The 14628-nt window shown below is 63.6% G+C and carries 15 protein-coding genes; 5 read left to right on the forward strand and 10 right to left on the reverse strand.

Annotated elements, in window-relative coordinates; all coding sequences use genetic code 11:
- Positions 1-13 precede the first annotated feature (13 nt).
- Positions 14-1426 (reverse strand): circularly permuted type 2 ATP-grasp protein, encoded by a 1413-nt coding sequence (locus ACVJNE_RS12150; RefSeq protein ID WP_499565871.1) that lies wholly within the window; start codon positions 1424-1426, stop codon positions 14-16.
- A 240-nt stretch (positions 1427-1666) separates the two neighbouring features.
- On the opposite strand from ACVJNE_RS12150, the gene ACVJNE_RS12155 reads away from it, so the two are divergent.
- Positions 1667-2092: a DUF4864 domain-containing protein gene (locus tag ACVJNE_RS12155; RefSeq protein ID WP_499565873.1), complete on the forward strand. Its 426-nt coding sequence runs from the start codon at positions 1667-1669 to the stop codon at positions 2090-2092.
- 7 nt (positions 2093-2099) lie between these two features.
- Here the strand turns inward: ACVJNE_RS12155 and tgt are convergent, their stop codons facing one another.
- From tgt to coaD, 5 genes are all read right to left on the reverse strand, one after another.
- On the reverse strand, positions 2100-3230 hold the full coding sequence (gene tgt, locus ACVJNE_RS12160; RefSeq protein ID WP_499565875.1) for a tRNA guanosine(34) transglycosylase Tgt: 1131 nt from the start codon (positions 3228-3230) through the stop codon (positions 2100-2102).
- A gap of 244 nt (positions 3231-3474) precedes the next feature.
- On the reverse strand, positions 3475-4554 hold the full coding sequence (gene queA, locus ACVJNE_RS12165; RefSeq protein ID WP_499565877.1) for a tRNA preQ1(34) S-adenosylmethionine ribosyltransferase-isomerase QueA: 1080 nt from the start codon (positions 4552-4554) through the stop codon (positions 3475-3477).
- Between the two features lie 29 nt (positions 4555-4583).
- Positions 4584-5057, reverse strand: coding sequence for a peptidylprolyl isomerase (locus ACVJNE_RS12170; protein ID WP_499565879.1), 474 nt, complete (start codon positions 5055-5057; stop codon positions 4584-4586).
- A gap of 164 nt (positions 5058-5221) precedes the next feature.
- A complete protein-coding gene (locus ACVJNE_RS12175) occupies positions 5222-5800 on the reverse strand; it encodes a peptidylprolyl isomerase (RefSeq protein WP_368802891.1) in 579 nt (192 codons plus the stop codon).
- 14 nt (positions 5801-5814) lie between these two features.
- A complete protein-coding gene (coaD, locus tag ACVJNE_RS12180; RefSeq protein ID WP_173191071.1) occupies positions 5815-6315 on the reverse strand; it encodes a pantetheine-phosphate adenylyltransferase in 501 nt (166 codons plus the stop codon).
- A 173-nt stretch (positions 6316-6488) separates the two neighbouring features.
- Between coaD and ACVJNE_RS12185 the strand changes: the two genes are divergently transcribed.
- The gene (locus ACVJNE_RS12185; RefSeq protein WP_280515710.1) at positions 6489-6620 is read left to right on the forward strand and encodes a hypothetical protein; all 132 of its coding nucleotides are present in this window, start codon (positions 6489-6491) and stop codon (positions 6618-6620) included.
- A gap of 3 nt (positions 6621-6623) precedes the next feature.
- Here ACVJNE_RS12185 and gyrA read toward each other — a convergent pair whose 3' ends face one another.
- Complete coding sequence (gene gyrA, locus ACVJNE_RS12190) at positions 6624-9431, reverse strand: DNA gyrase subunit A (protein WP_499565881.1); 2808 nt, start codon at positions 9429-9431, stop codon at positions 6624-6626.
- A gap of 287 nt (positions 9432-9718) precedes the next feature.
- Between gyrA and ACVJNE_RS12195 the strand changes: the two genes are divergently transcribed.
- The 3 genes from ACVJNE_RS12195 (at position 9719) to ACVJNE_RS12205 (ending at position 12010) form a co-directional block, all read left to right on the forward strand.
- A complete protein-coding gene (locus ACVJNE_RS12195) occupies positions 9719-10669 on the forward strand; it encodes a CPBP family intramembrane glutamic endopeptidase (protein WP_499565883.1) in 951 nt (316 codons plus the stop codon).
- Positions 10670-10730: 61 nt separating this feature from the next.
- Positions 10731-11360, forward strand: coding sequence for a MarC family protein (locus tag ACVJNE_RS12200; protein ID WP_421929831.1), 630 nt, complete (start codon positions 10731-10733; stop codon positions 11358-11360).
- 113 nt (positions 11361-11473) lie between these two features.
- Positions 11474-12010, forward strand: coding sequence for an AAA family ATPase (locus tag ACVJNE_RS12205; protein ID WP_499565885.1), 537 nt, complete (start codon positions 11474-11476; stop codon positions 12008-12010).
- A 75-nt stretch (positions 12011-12085) separates the two neighbouring features.
- Here the strand turns inward: ACVJNE_RS12205 and ACVJNE_RS12210 are convergent, their stop codons facing one another.
- From ACVJNE_RS12210 to ACVJNE_RS12220, 3 genes are all read right to left on the reverse strand, one after another.
- The gene (locus ACVJNE_RS12210; RefSeq protein WP_368802885.1) at positions 12086-12529 is read right to left on the reverse strand and encodes a DUF4168 domain-containing protein; all 444 of its coding nucleotides are present in this window, start codon (positions 12527-12529) and stop codon (positions 12086-12088) included.
- A 343-nt stretch (positions 12530-12872) separates the two neighbouring features.
- Positions 12873-13373, reverse strand: coding sequence for a GyrI-like domain-containing protein (locus ACVJNE_RS12215; RefSeq protein ID WP_499565887.1), 501 nt, complete (start codon positions 13371-13373; stop codon positions 12873-12875).
- A 9-nt stretch (positions 13374-13382) separates the two neighbouring features.
- Positions 13383-13895 carry a single-stranded DNA-binding protein gene (locus ACVJNE_RS12220; RefSeq protein WP_368802883.1) on the reverse strand — a complete coding sequence of 171 codons (513 nt, stop codon included), beginning with the start codon at positions 13893-13895 and terminating at the stop codon, positions 13383-13385.
- Between the last annotated feature and the right edge of the window lie 733 nt (positions 13896-14628).

A 14628-nucleotide genomic window follows, 5' to 3' on the forward strand; every position in this document is an offset into this window, starting at 1 on the left:
TCCCTCCCCGTTCCTAGTCATCGAGAACCCACGTATCCTTCGTCCCGCCACCCTGCGACGAATTCACCACCAGCGACCCTTCCTTCAACGCCACCCGCGTGAGCCCGCCGGGCACGATGCGGATGCGGTCGGAGACCAGGACGAAGGGCCGCAGGTCGACATGGCGGGGTGCCAGCCCCTTCTCGGTCAGGATCGGGCAGGTCGAGAGCGCCAGCGTCGGTTGCGCGATGTAGTTGGAAGGCTTGGCCTTGAGCTTGGCCGCGAAGGTTTCGCGCTCCGCCTTCGACGCGGCCGGGCCGACCAGCATGCCGTAGCCGCCGGAGCCGTGAACCTCCTTCACGACCAGCTCGTCCAGATGTTCGAGCACGTATTTCAGGCTGTCGGCCTCGGAGCAGCGCCAGGTCGGGATGTTGCCGAGGATCGCCTTGCGGCCCGTATAGAACTCCACGATCTCCGGCATGTAGGAATAGATCGCCTTGTCGTCGGCGATGCCAGTGCCCGGCGCGTTGGCGATGGTGATGTTGCCGGCGCGGAAAACGTCCATGATGCCCGGCACGCCCAGCGCCGAATCCGGCCGGAACGTCAGCGGGTCGAGATAGTCGTCGTCGACGCGGCGGTAGAGCACGTCGATGCGCTTGTAGCCCTGCGTCGTGCGCATCGCGACATGACCGTCGACGACCCTCAGATCGTGTCCCTCGACAAGCTCGACACCCATCTGGTCGGCCAGGAACGCATGCTCGAAATAGGCCGAGTTGTAGCTGCCGGGGGTCAGCACCGCGACCGTGGGCGAACCTTCCGCGCTGCGCGGCGCAACCGCCGAAAGCGACTGTCGCAGAAGCTGCGGGTAGTTTTCGACCGGCCGCACCTTCACCGTCTGGAACAGCTCCGGAAAGAGCTGCATCATCGTCTCCCGGTTCTCGATCATGTAGGAGACGCCGGAGGGCGTGCGCGCATTGTCTTCCAGCACGAAGAACTCGTTTTCACCGGTGCGCACGATGTCGACGCCGATGATGTGGGTATAGACGCCTGCTGGCGGCCGCACCCCTATCATCTCGGGCAGAAACGCCTCGTTCGCCGAAATCAGCTCGCGCGGGATGCGCCCGGCGCGCAGGATCTCCTGGCGATGGTAGATGTCGTCCAGAAATGCGTTCAGCGCCTGAACGCGCTGCTCGATACCCTGCGTGAGCCGGCGCCACTCCGCGCCCGAAATGATGCGCGGCACGATGTCGAAGGGAATGAGGCGTTCGGCCGCCTCCTCCTGGCCGTACACGGCGAAGGTGATGCCGGTGCGCCTGAAGACACGCTCGGCATCCTGCATCTTTTCGGTTAGGCGGGCGGGGTCTTGCGTTTGCAGCCAGCCGTCATAGCCAGCATAGGGTTGTCTCAGCCCGTCTCCGTGCGGGCGCATTTCATCAAATGCAACCAAGCGCATACTCCTCTGCCCTCCATAACAAAGAGCCGCGATCGTAAAATCAAGGGGAAACCGTCATTTGATCGTCACGTCGGCACCGATTTGGGCCGATGCCCAACAAACCGGCAGTCGGCGCCGGCCAATGCCGGCTTGCCGTGCAGCCGCTATTGCGCGCAGGATGAAACCGCCGACGCTTTACGTGCGTATCTTCCATTGACCGCCGGATTCCGGCCGTCGATGGCAATGGAGGAGGTCATGAAAACGATACATCGTCTCTGTCTCGTCGTGCTCATGGTGATCGGGTCCGCCCCGATCGCGTTGGCTGACGACACCGCCGCAAGTGCTGCGCGGCAGACGATTGAAGGGCAGTTGAAGGCGTTCCTGGGTGGCGACGACCAGTCGGCTTACGCCTATGCCGGCCCCAACATCAGGCAGATGTTCCCGACGCCGGACAGCTTCATGGCGATGGTGCGCAACGGCTATGCCCCGGTGCATCGCCCGCGCAACTACGCCTTCGGCAAGTTCGAGGCGCTGGCGCCCGGGCGCGTCGCGCAGAGCGTGTTCGTGCTTGGTCCCGACGGCAAGGATTACGAGGCGCTCTACGTGCTGGACCTGCAGGACGACGGCGTCTACCGCATCGTGTCGGTCAGCCTGCGCGCGGCAAACCTGCCCAGCACCTGAACCGTTTCTAGAGAGCCGGCAGGTCGCCCTTGGCCCAGCCTTCGGAGATGTCCGCAGCGCGGTCCGCGAAGGCGCCGGCCTCGATCGCGGCGCGAATGTCGGCCATCAGGCGCTGGTAATAGGCGAGGTTGTTCCACGTCAGAAGCATTGCGCCGAGCGCCTCGCCCGATTTCACCAGATGGTGCAGGTAGGCGCGCGAGTAGTCGGTCGCTGCCGGGCAATCGCTTTCCTCGTCGAGCGGTCGCGGATCGTCAGCGTGGCGCGCATTGCGCAGGTTCACCTTGCCGCGCCTCGTATAGGCGAGGCCGTGGCGTCCGGCGCGCGTCGGCATCACGCAGTCGAACATGTCGATGCCCCGCGCAACCGACTTGAGAATGTCGTCGGGTGTGCCGACGCCCATCAGGTAGCGCGGCTTGTTGGCCGGCAGCAACGGGCACGTCACGCCAAGCATGTCGAGCATCACGTCCTGCGGCTCACCCACCGCGAGCCCGCCGACCGCATACCCCTTCAGGTCCATCCCCTTCAGTGCGAGCGCGGAGCGTTCGCGCAAAGCCGGCACGTCGCCGCCCTGCACGATGCCGAACATCGCCCGCGCCGGCTGGTCGCCGAAGGCGGTCTTGCAGCGTTCGGCCCAGCGCAACGACAGCTCCATGCCGCGCTCGATCTCCTGTTCGGAAGCCGGAAGCGCCACGCATTCGTCGAGCTGCATCTGGATGTCGGAATCGAGCAGCCCCTGTATCTCGATCGAGCGTTCCGGCGTCAGCTCGTAAGGCGCTCCATCGATATGCGAGCGGAACGTGACACCGGTCTCGTTCAGCTTGCGCAGCTTCGACAGAGACATGACCTGAAACCCGCCGGAATCGGTCAGGATCGGCCAGGGCCAGCGCGCGAACTCGTGCAGACCGCCCAGCCGCGCCACGCGTTCGGCGCCGGGCCGCAACATCAGATGGTAGGTGTTGCCGAGAATGATGTCGGCCCCCACGCCCCTCACCTGGTCCATATACATGGCCTTGACCGTGCCGCCGGTGCCCACCGGCATGAAGGCCGGCGTGCGGATCACGCCACGCGGCATGGTCACCTCACCGCGCCGCGCCGCGCCGTCAGTGGCGAGAAGGCGGAAGGAAAAGCTTTCGGTCATCGGATGAACACCAACGGAAGGATTAGCCTGGAATTACCCCCACCCCTCACCCCTCCCCACAAGGGGGAGGGAGACATCAACGTACGCGCAGCAAAGCGCAACATCCCGCGAGGCATAGGGTCTTCAGCGTCCCCCTCCCCCTTGTGGGGAGGGGTAAGGGGTGGGGGTAACGCCGCCCGCGAGTTCCACTTTCCGGATGTCCGGCAGGACAGAGGGGGGCAACGTAGGGCGCCAGTCTGCGCAATCATTCCTGTTCGTCCCTGAAAAGCAGGCTCGTATCGCCGTAGGAGTAGAACCGGTAGTTCTGCGCGATGGCGTGGGTATAGGCCGCGTGCATCGTCTCCAGCCCGCTGAAGGCAGAAACCAGCATGAACAGCGTCGAGCGCGGCAGGTGAAAATTGGTCATCAGGATGTCGGCTGTGCGGAAGCGATAGCCGGGCGTGATGAATATCTCGGTAGCGCCGCGCCATTGCCGAAACGGTTGGTCATCGGTCGCAGCACTTTCCAGCAGGCGCAGGGATGTGGTTCCAACCGCGACGATCCGGCCTCCCCGGGCTCGCACGGCATTGAGCGCCGCTGCCGTCTCCGCGCTCATCTCGCCGATCTCGGCATGCATGCGATGGTCGTCGGTATCGTCGGCCTTCACCGGCAGGAACGTCCCCGCCCCAACATGCAGCGTCACGAAATGGCGCTCTATGCCGGCCTGCTCCAGCGCTTCGAAAAGGCCGGGCGTGAAATGCAGTCCCGCCGTGGGTGCTGCGACCGCGCCTTCCTCGCGCGCGTAGATCGTCTGGTAGTCGGTGTGGTCGCGCTCGTCCTCGGCGCGCTTGCCGGCAATATAGGGCGGCAGCGGTATGTGGCCGACCTCGCGCAAGGCATCGTCCAGCGCAGGACCGGTCAGGTCGAATTCGAGCGTGACTTCGCCGGCCTCGCCCTTCTCGGCCACGGTCGCGTCAAGCGAGCCGAGCAGGCAGAGATTGTTCTGATGGCCGAAGCGGATGCGGTCGCCAACGACGAGGCGCTTGGCAGGGCGCGCGAACGCCTTCCAGCGGTTTTCGTCGACCCGCATGTGCAAGGTGGCGTCGATCTGCGCGACCGCGTCGTCGCGCCGACGCAACCCCGTGAGCTGTGCGGGTATGACCTTGGTGTCGTTGAAGACCAGGGCGTCGCCCGGCCGCAGCAATCCGGGCAGCTCGCTTACGATGCGATCTTCCGGCGGTTGGCCCGGGCGCACGAGCAGCAGCCTTGCCGCATCGCGCGGCTCGGCCGGACGCAGCGCGATCCGCTCGTCCGGCAGCTCGAAATCGAAAAGGTCGACGCGCACGGCGCTCTCCGTCGTGTCGCGTCGAGGAATCAGACGTCGGCGGCGACGCGCATGGTGACGATCGAGTCGGGGTCGCGAACGGGCTCGCCCTTCTTGATCTGGTCGATCGCATCCATGCCTTCGATCACCTGACCCCACACCGAATACTGCTTGTTCAGCCACGGAGCATCATCGAAGCAGATGAAGAACTGGGAGTTGGCCGAATTCGGGTTCTGCGAACGCGCCATCGAGCACGTGCCGCGCACGTGGCTCATGTTGGAAAATTCCGCCTTAAGGTCCGGCTTGTCCGACCCGCCCATGCCGGTGCCCGTCGGGTCGCCGGTCTGCGCCATGAAGCCGTCGATGACGCGGTGGAACACGATGCCGTCATAGAAGTTCTCGCGCGCCAGTTCCTTGATGCGCGCAACATGGTTCGGCGCCAGATCGGGCAGCAGCTCGATCACCACCTTACCCTTCGTGGTTTCCATGACGATCGTGTTTTCGGGGTCCTTGATCTCGGCCATCTGGCTTCCTTCCTGATCTTCTCTAGCTTTGCGCCCACCTGGTTCGGGTCAGGGCGAGTCGAAAATGGTGGATTTCGAGAACCGGAGCGCAGCGTACTTAAGGTACGTGAGCACCGGAAGCGCAGAAAGCCGCCATTTGCAGGCCGCCCTCACCCGAATCCAAACTAGTCGGCCGCGATGCGAACCGAAACCATACGGTCCGGGTCGGTTACGACACCATTCTGGGCCGCGTTGCCGCGCTTGATGTTGTCGACGAATTCCATGCCGCTCTCGACATTGCCGACGATCGTGTAGCCGCCGTTGAGCGATGGTGCCGGGGCGAACATGATGAAGAACTGCGAATTGGCGGAGTCGGGGCTCTGCGCACGCGCCATGCCGACGGTTCCGCGCGTATAATCCTCGTTGGAGAACTCGGCCGGGATATTGCCCATGGACGAGCCTCCGGTGCCGGCGAGCTGGCTGTTGTAGCCATCTTCCATGTCGCCGTACTGGACATCGCCGGTCTGCGCCATGAAGCCCTCGATGACGCGGTGGAACGCGACATTGTTGTATTCACCGGCACGCACCAGCGCCTTGATCTGCTCGACATGCTTGGGCGCAAGGTCGGGGCGCAGCGCAATCACCACCTCGCCGTCCTTGAGCTCGATGATCATCGTGTTCTCGGGCTCGGCAGCCAGGGCTGCGGAGCCGGCAAGCACGCCGGCGGCAAGAATCAGCGACGAGGCGACCCTCAGAAATTGCATGAACGACTCCTGTTTCAGGATTTGAACTTGGCATCCAGCGCGGTCGCGACCACGGCCGGAACGAACGGCCTGATGTCGCCGCCCATCGACGCTATCTGGCGGACAAGTGTGGCGGTAATGGTGCGCACGGAGGGGCTTGCAGGCAGAAAGATCGTCTGCAGTTCCGGGGCCATCGTCTCGTTCATGCCGGCCATCTGCATCTCGTAGTCGAGATCGGTGCCGTCGCGCAGGCCGCGGATCAGGATCGACGCGCCCTCGTTGCGCGCCGCATCGACCAGCAGGCCCGAAAACGAGACGATGCGCAGCCGCGAGGCGCCCTCGCCCAGCTCCTCCTTTGCCCATGCCTCGATAAGCGTCACGCGCTCTTCGAATGAGAACAGAGGCTGCTTGGAGGCCTGCACGCCAATGCCGACGATGATCTCGTCAGCGATGGTGAGCGCGCCTTTCAGCACGTCCAGGTGGCCGTTGGTCAGCGGATCGAAGGAGCCCGCGTAAAAGGCGATGCGCGTCGTCATGGCAGCGCTTCTAGCGGTCGAAACGGACAAAGGCAATTGAGCGGCGCATGTTGCTTTCATGAACGGTAGATGAACGGTCGGATCAGGCTCGGTTCAAACGTCATCCTTCAAGAAAGGCACCGAAATGAAACCAATTCGAGCTTCACTCGTTGTTGAGGCAAGAAGGAGATACGATGATGATGATCTTCATGCTCGCAGCCGCCATGACCCTGGCCATGCTGATCGCAACGGCCTTCGGACTGCATAACGAAGCGCAGACTGTGCGCCTCGAATCTCGCCGTCGCACCGTTCGTAACCGTTTCTGATCCCTATTCCTCCAGTGGGGCGGGCGGCGTTCCCTGTGCGCCGTCCGCTTCCGCCTCCACCGCTTCAGCCAGCGCGTCTTCAGCCTCGGCTTCCGGTTCCGAGATTCTCTCGACCGACACAACCTTCTCGCCTTCCGCGGTATTGAAGATTGTGACGCCCTTAGCGGTGCGGCTGGCGAAGCGGATGTTGTGCACCGGCACGCGGATCACCTGACCTCCATCCGACACCAGCATGATCTGGTCGCCGTCCTCCACGGGGAATGCGGCGATCAGGCTGCCGATTTCCGCCGCCTTGGACACATCCGTCGCGCGAATACCCTTGCCGCCACGCCCGATAACCCTGAAATCGTAGGACGATGAGCGTTTGCCGTAGCCGTATTCGGTGACGGTCAGCACGAACTGCTCGTGTTCCTTGAGGAACGCGTAGCGCTCTTCGCTCAGGTCTGCGTCTTCGACGATCTCTTCATTGGTCAGCGCGACCTCATCCTCTCCTTCGCCGTTTTCGCCAACCAGCGCCGCGCGGCGTTCCGCCACGGAGCGCTTGAGATAGGCGGAACGTTCGCCTGCCGAGGCATCGACATGCTCGAGAATGGTCATGGAGATGGCGCGGTCGCCCGCCCCCATCGAAATACCCCTGACGCCTTGCGAGGAGCGTCCCGCGAAGACGCGAACGGCCGACACGGGGAACCGTATGCATTGGCCACTCGAGGCGGTGAGCAGTACGTCGTCATTGTCCGTGCAGGTCTCGACGGCGAGGATCGCATCGCCCTCCTCGTCGAACTTCATGGCGATCTTGCCGTTGCGCTTCACGTCGGCGAAGTCGGACAGCTTGTTGCGGCGCACCGTGCCGCGCGTGGTGGCGAACATCACGTCGAGCTTGCCCCACTCCTCCTCGTCCGGAAGCGGCAGGATCGCAGTGATGCGGTCGCCTTCTTCCAGCGGCAGCATGTTGCGCAGGAACTTGCCGCGCGACTGCGGCGTGCCGATCGGCAGGCGCCAGACCTTTTCCTTGTAGACGATGCCGCGCGAGGAGAAGAACAGGATCGGCGTGTGCGTGTTGGCCACGAACAGCCTTGTCACGAAATCCTCGTCCTTGGTCGACATGCCCGAGCGGCCCTTGCCGCCCCGCGCCTGCGCCCGGTAGATCGAGAGCGGCACCCGCTTGATGTAGCCTTCATGGGTGACGGTGACGACCATGTCCTCGCGCTGGATCAGGTCCTCGTCGTCCATGTCGGCGCCGCCATCGGTCAGCTCCGTGCGGCGCGGCGTGCCGAACTCGTCTCGCACCGAGATGAGCTCGTCCTTGACGATTTGCTGGATACGCGCGCGCGACGACAGGATCTCCAGATAGTCGGAAATCTCGGCGCCGATGGTGTTCAGCTCGTCGGCGATTTCGTCGCGGCCTAGAGCTGTCAGGCGCTGCAGGCGCAGCTCGAGGATCGCGCGCGCCTGCTCTTCGGAAAGGTTGTAGGTGCCGTCCTCGTTGATGCGATGGCGCGGATCGTCGATCAGCAGGATCAGCGCCTCGACGTCGGCCGCCGGCCAGCGCCGCTCCATCAACTGCTCGCGCGCCGTCTGCGGATCGGGCGCATGCCGTATCAGGCGGATCACCTCGTCGATATTGGCGACCGCGATTGCCAGGCCAACGAGCACATGCGCCCGCTCGCGCGCCTTCTTCAGAAGGTACTTGGTACGCCGGCTGATGACCTCCTCGCGGAAGGACACGAACGCGCGCAGCATGTCGAGCAGCGTCATCACTTCCGGCTTGCCGCCGTTCAGCGCCACCATGTTGGCGCCGAACGAGGTCTGCAGCGGCGTATAGCGATAAAGCTGGTTCAGGATCACGTCGGCATTGGCGTCGCGCTTCAGCTCCACGACGACGCGATAGCCCTGCCGGTCGCTCTCGTCGCGAATGTCGGAGATGCCCTCGATGCGCTTGTCGCGCACCAGTTCGGCCATCTTCTCGATCATCGAGGCCTTGTTCACCTGATACGGAATCTCGGTGACGACGATTGCCTCGCGCTCGTTGCGGATTTCCTCGACATGCACGCGGCCGCGCATCACGATGGAGCCGCGCCCGGTCGAATAGGCGTTGTAGATGCCCGCGCGTCCCAAAACGATGCCGCCGGTCGGGAAATCGGGGCCGGGAATGATCTCCATCAGCTCTGGCAGCTCGATGGCCGGGTTCTCGATCAGGGCGACGCAACCGTCGACAAGCTCGGAAAGGTTGTGGGGCGGAATGTTGGTCGCCATGCCGACGGCGATGCCGCCGGAGCCGTTGACCAGCAGGTTCGGGAACCGCGCCGGCAGGACCTTCGGCTCGCTGCCGGATGAATCGTAGGTGTCCTGGAAATCGACGGTTTCCTTGTCGATGTCCTCCAGCAGTTCCTCGGCCACCTTGGTCAGGCGCGCCTCGGTGTAACGCATCGCAGCCGGCGGGTCGCCGTCGATCGAGCCGAAATTGCCCTGCCCGTCGATGAGCCGCACGCGCATCGACCATTCCTGCGCCATGCGCACCAGGGCGTCATAGATCGAGGCATCGCCGTGCGGGTGGTATTTACCCATCACGTCGGCAACGGGGCGCGCCGACTTCACATATTTGCGGTTCCAGTGATAGCCGCTCTCATGCGAGGCGTAGAGAATGCGCCGATGCACGGGCTTCAGGCCGTCCCGCACGTCGGGCAACGCGCGGCTCACGATCACGCTCATCGCATAATCGAGATAGGAGCGCTGCATCTCCTCGATGATGGAGATGGGTTCGATACCTTCGGGCAGTTCGCCCGGGCCGCGCGGCGTGGTCTGGTCAGTCAATTGCAGTCACGATCATGTTGGGAATCACTGTCCCCTTATATAGGAAGCGTGCCGGCGATTCCAACGCGGAGCGCCGTTTTCCAACGCCGTTTTATCAAGCATTTTCAACTAGATGCGAGGTGAAGCGAATTGCCGCGCCATCCCGCATCGCGTAATTAGCCGCATCGCCGCAAAAATCGACCTTGAAGACAGTCCCGCCGCCGGCCGATTCGTGGCACAAACACAACCGCTGGATGCAGCGCGTACGCCCTGCTAGCGTTGCCAACATTCCTCGGAAAGGCATCGGGATGCGAACCGTTTTCTTCGAAAGATACGTTGATCTTGCCCGCCACGGCGCGAATAGCTGGCTGCGGTTTTTCCTGGCGTTCGTGACACTGGCGGTGATGTACGTGCTGGCTGGCGCCGTATTCTTCGTCGCGATAGCCCCGTCCGAGGTGTGGCGGACACCGGAAGCCTTCGACGCTGCGTTGGCCACGCCTCTGGGGCTTGCTGCAACGCTCCTTTCAGTCGGCTGGATGTGGATCAGCCTGTGGATCGTCCTAAGACTTTTCCATCGTCGGCGCCTTGCCACGGTCGTAGGGCACGATGGCTGGGCCGGACGGCGAGACCTGACGTGCGGCCTTCTGGTCGGCCTCTTCATCCCACTTGCCGCGGGTTTTGCCACCTTGCCGATAGGGCCGATACCCGTGCGGGCGGAAATCGCCCTGGAGAGCTGGCTCCTGTTTTTCCTGCCCTTCGCCGCCATCATCCTGATTCAGGCCTCGGCGGAGGAAGCCGTTTTTCGCGGCTATTTCCCGCAGATACTGGCGTCACGAGGCTTGGCAAGCTGGATCTGGTTCGGCCTGCCAACCCTGCTCTTCGCCGTAATTCACTGGCGACACGACCTTCCGCTCTGGAAGAATGCGAGCATCGTGGCTTCCATTGCCATCTTCGCGATCGCCATGATGATCCTCGTGATCCGCACGGGCCGGATCGCAGCGGCCAGCGGCGCACATTGGGGCAACAACATGGTGGCGCTTCAGTTCGTCGGCATCGATGACGATTGGGGGCCGGTGGCTCTGTTTCACCTCCCCCCGTTGACCGACCCTGCATGGACGCCAACCGCCATTGGCGTGATGGTGGTCGCGACGATTCCGGTTTCGATATTGCAGCTCGCGCTGCTTCTGCATCCGCGCTCACCGGTTTCGGTGGTTCGCCCCGAAACGCCGCTGCTGGCGGACAATCCTTCAACCGTATAGCCTCCGGCACACCCTGCCCGACAACGGGCAAGGTCACCGACGACGCCGGGGGATTTCACCGATGCCGAGCCTCGACCACATCTTCAACGCCTTCGTCACGATCCTGGTGACGATCGACCCGCCGGGGCTTGCGCCGCTGTTCCTGGCGCTGACAGGCGGTATGAATCGCTCAGAGCGCCAGCAGGTGGCGATCCGCTCGTCGGTCATCGGCTTCGGGGTCCTGGCGCTGTTCGCGCTTGCGGGTGCCGCGATCCTGTCGGTCTTCGGCATCACGCTGCCCGCCTTCCGCGTCGCAGGCGGCCTGCTGCTGTTCTACATCGCCTTCGAGATGATCTTCGAGCGCAGGCAGGAGCGGAAGGAAAAGAGCGCCGATACGGCAGTCACGAAGGACCACATCCGCAACATCGCTGCCTTCCCGCTGGCAATCCCGCTGATCGCCGGCCCCGGCGCCATCTCGGCAACCGTTCTGTTGTCGGGAACTTTCGCAGGCGCCGCAGGGCACATGATGCTGGTAGCGATCATCGCCGCCTGTATCGCGCTGACCTGGCTGACATTTGTCGCGGCAGAGCGGGTCGACGGCTTCCTGGGCGAGACCGGCCGCTCGATCCTGACACGACTTCTGGGCGTCATCCTCGCGGCGCTGGCCGTCCAGTTCGTCGCCGACGGCATCAAGGCGTTGATAGCAGCCTAGCGCCCGCTGCCGCCGCCATGCGCCCCATCGGTGGTTGGCGAGGCACACAGTTCGGGTTGTCACGCGGCCATACGGACAACGGCCAATTCGCATGACACGGGAGACGATCGCGAATGGTCGATCACAGCGGTGAAATTCTGATACTGACCGGCACGCCTGGCGCAGGGAAAACCACAACAGCCGCAGCCTTGGCCGCTTTGGGTGGATCGGCAAAGGTACATCTGCATTCCGACGATTTCTGGCATTTCATAAGGCACGGCATGATCCAGCCCTATCTCGCCGAAGCCGAGCGCCAAAACCGGGTCGTGCTTGATGTGCTGGCGAACGCCGCAGCCGGCTACGCCAGGGGAGGCTTTTTCGTCATCGTAGACGGTATTATCGGCCCGTGGTTTCTTGATGCCTTCAGAACGGCCGGGCTTCCCACACACTATGTCGTTCTTCGTCCACCGCTTGAAACCGCGATCGCGCGCTGCCGGGAGCGCGGAGGTAACACCCTGGCCGATCCAGAACCCATCACGGCTCTGCATCGCCAGTTGTCCACGCTCGATGCCCTTGAGAAACACGTGCTCGACACGAGAGACCTCGATAGGGAAGCGCTGCTTCGGAGCGTGACAGTCGCCCTGCAAAGTGGAACGTATCGACTGTCCTGACGAAAGTCGGGCGAAAGGCCCGAAGTCGCCGTCCCGGCCGCAAGGAGAACAGCCGGGACGACTCTGCCCCGGCGTTTATTGGGCCGGCTGCTGGGCTCCGGCCGCTTCGGTGATGTGGCCGTTGATCTGCTGCGCCAGGTCGGGATTGGTCTGTGCCGCCTGGATGATCGTGTTGTACTCCTCGACCGAAATGCCGTCGGCGTTGTTGACCGCCTCGACCATCTTTTCACCCGCCTCCTGCTGAAGGCGCTGCTGATCTTCTGTGGTGCCGGCAGCCTCGATCTGCGGCTTGTAGCTCTCGGTGACCTTGGTCACTTCGAGAAAGGCGACGGCGAAGGATTTCAGCTTCGTCTCGTCCATCGCAGGTGCGGCGGCGGCAGGCGCTTCTGGCTGCGGCGCGGCTTCCGCCGGCGGTGGTGTTTGCGGCGCGGCATCCTGGGCGTTGGCAGCGCCAAGCACAGTGCCGGTGACGATAGCGAGCGCGGAAAGGCCCGACAGCAAGATCCTGTTCAAACTCATGTTTCAATTCCTCTTCTTGGTCCGTGCGGACGGGAAAAGACCCTCGCAGCACCGACTCTCCGGTCGGGTTACGGAACCCCGCCGCGGAACGAAGCGCGCGAAGCTGCCAAGACTGTGGCAAGCTCAGCCGAATGACGCGGCAGCACGGTCACTTTGTCCGAACGGAAGAGACATTTCTTTACTGAGCCTGCCGGCGGACGCTGCAATCAGCGTCCCGGCTGGGCACGTGCTGCGGCTCTGTCACCGAACGCAGCCCGGCCGTTTCGCCCCAGGTTTTCCCGGCCGCAATCTCGCAGCGCCCAACGAACCTATTTGGCTGGAAAGCGGGTTAAGCCGTGCCGGTTCAGGCAGGCGAGACCGGAATGAGCAGCCGCAGCGCTGGCGGTTTCGTCAGGTCCACATCGTGCGGGTATTCTTCCCGGTGGTGAAAGTGACGCTTGTCCCAGGAAAGACTCCCGGCCTGCAGCCAGTCGATCATCCGCACATAATGCGCAACCACCTCGCCGTCGCCGACTCCATGCCAGGAACTCGCCAGCGTCATTTCAGGCAGAACAAGCGATCCGAAACCCTCAGGCAGTTCGCCTGCATCATCCATCGCAATGCCGACGAAGTAGCGGAAACCGTCCGGCCGGTCGTTCCACGACAGCCCGACGATCGGGCTGCGCCACCCGCTTTCACGTCGCGCGGCGAAGGCCTGTACATCCCGTATGACGGAATGGATCGCCCCTCGCGCCGCTTCCCCGTAGGTGCCCTGCCAATGAAGGCCGCAAAGCCGGTGCGCGGGCCGCTCGGTCAGGGCAATGCCCTGATCCGCCGCTGCGGCCTCGCTGCACAGAAGGCACATGGGAGAGCCTTAGAAAGGGATCTCGTCGTCCAGGTCGCGCGAGTATCCGCCGCCACCGCCACCGCCGCCGCGACCCTGATCGCCTGGTCCGGACTGGCCGAAATCGGAGCCGCGCCCGCCGCCCTGGGAGCCGCCGCGATCGTAGCCGACCTGGCCGCCGCCGCCCTCGCCGCGTGTATCGAGCATCTGCAGCTCGCCGCGGAACTTCTGCAGCACAACCTCGGTCGTGTAGCGGTCCTGTCCCTGCTGGTCCTGCCATTTGCGGGTCTGGAGCTGGCCTTCGAGATAGACCTTAGCGCCCTTCTTCAGGTACTGCTCGGCGACCTTGGCAAGGTTGTCGTTGAAGATGACGACGTTGTGCCACTCGGTCTTCTCGCGCCGCTCGCCGGACTGCTTGTCGCGCCATGTCTCGGAGGTGGCGATGCGAAGGTTGACGACCGGGTCGCCGGAATTGAGCCGGCGGATTTCCGGATCGGCGCCCAGATTACCCACCAGAATGACCTTGTTGACGCTACCCGCCATGACGCTCTCCTGCGCTCGTCCTAAACCTGAAATCGATGTCGCGGCACACTATCCGAACGCCCTCGCGGATTCGCCCCGCCGGCCGCCCGCTCGGCGACATCTCCACAGTTTTCGTTGTTCTTCATTTGTTCTTTACAAGAGAATGGGGCTCCTGACAATCCCGGCGGCCTCCGCGGTTCGGTCGCTGCCGGCGACGAAGAAAGCCCCGCCACGTTCGCGACGTGGTCGGGGCCGTTGAGAGCCTTTGCTCTGTCGCCGGGAGTGGATTACCGGCACGTTCTTCGGATGCGTCTCGGGTCGTCGCCCGATGATCCGACTATCTGTCAAATTGTAGGTTGATCGATAACGGGGCCGCGACGTGCGCTGGCCTTCAGGCTATCGTGGCTCCACACCGTGGTGGAGCCTGCTGGGACTGTCCGGCGGGGTCATGCCTCGTCTCCCTTTGCAGTTTCTCCTTTCGCAGACGCGCTCAAGCCTTGCCGTGTTTCCGACACCCCTTGGGCGTACGAGGACGACCGCCGAGGCGAGCTTCATCTGACCGGGAGAGCATGACTCCGCCCTGCCCCAACGTCAACCGTCGACGCCGGCACGGCAACAATTCGTGATCGCCAGTGGCCGCGTCCTCCTGCCAACGGATTGTCAGGAGCTGTTCGCTCTCTGTTCTTTCTGCTTGCCCTGTGCGCGAAAACGCGTGAAAAGCCAGAGGCGGTTTTCCGGAGGCCGCCGGCCTCGA

The sequence above is a fragment of the Mesorhizobium sp. DxT genome (assembly GCF_058448885.1).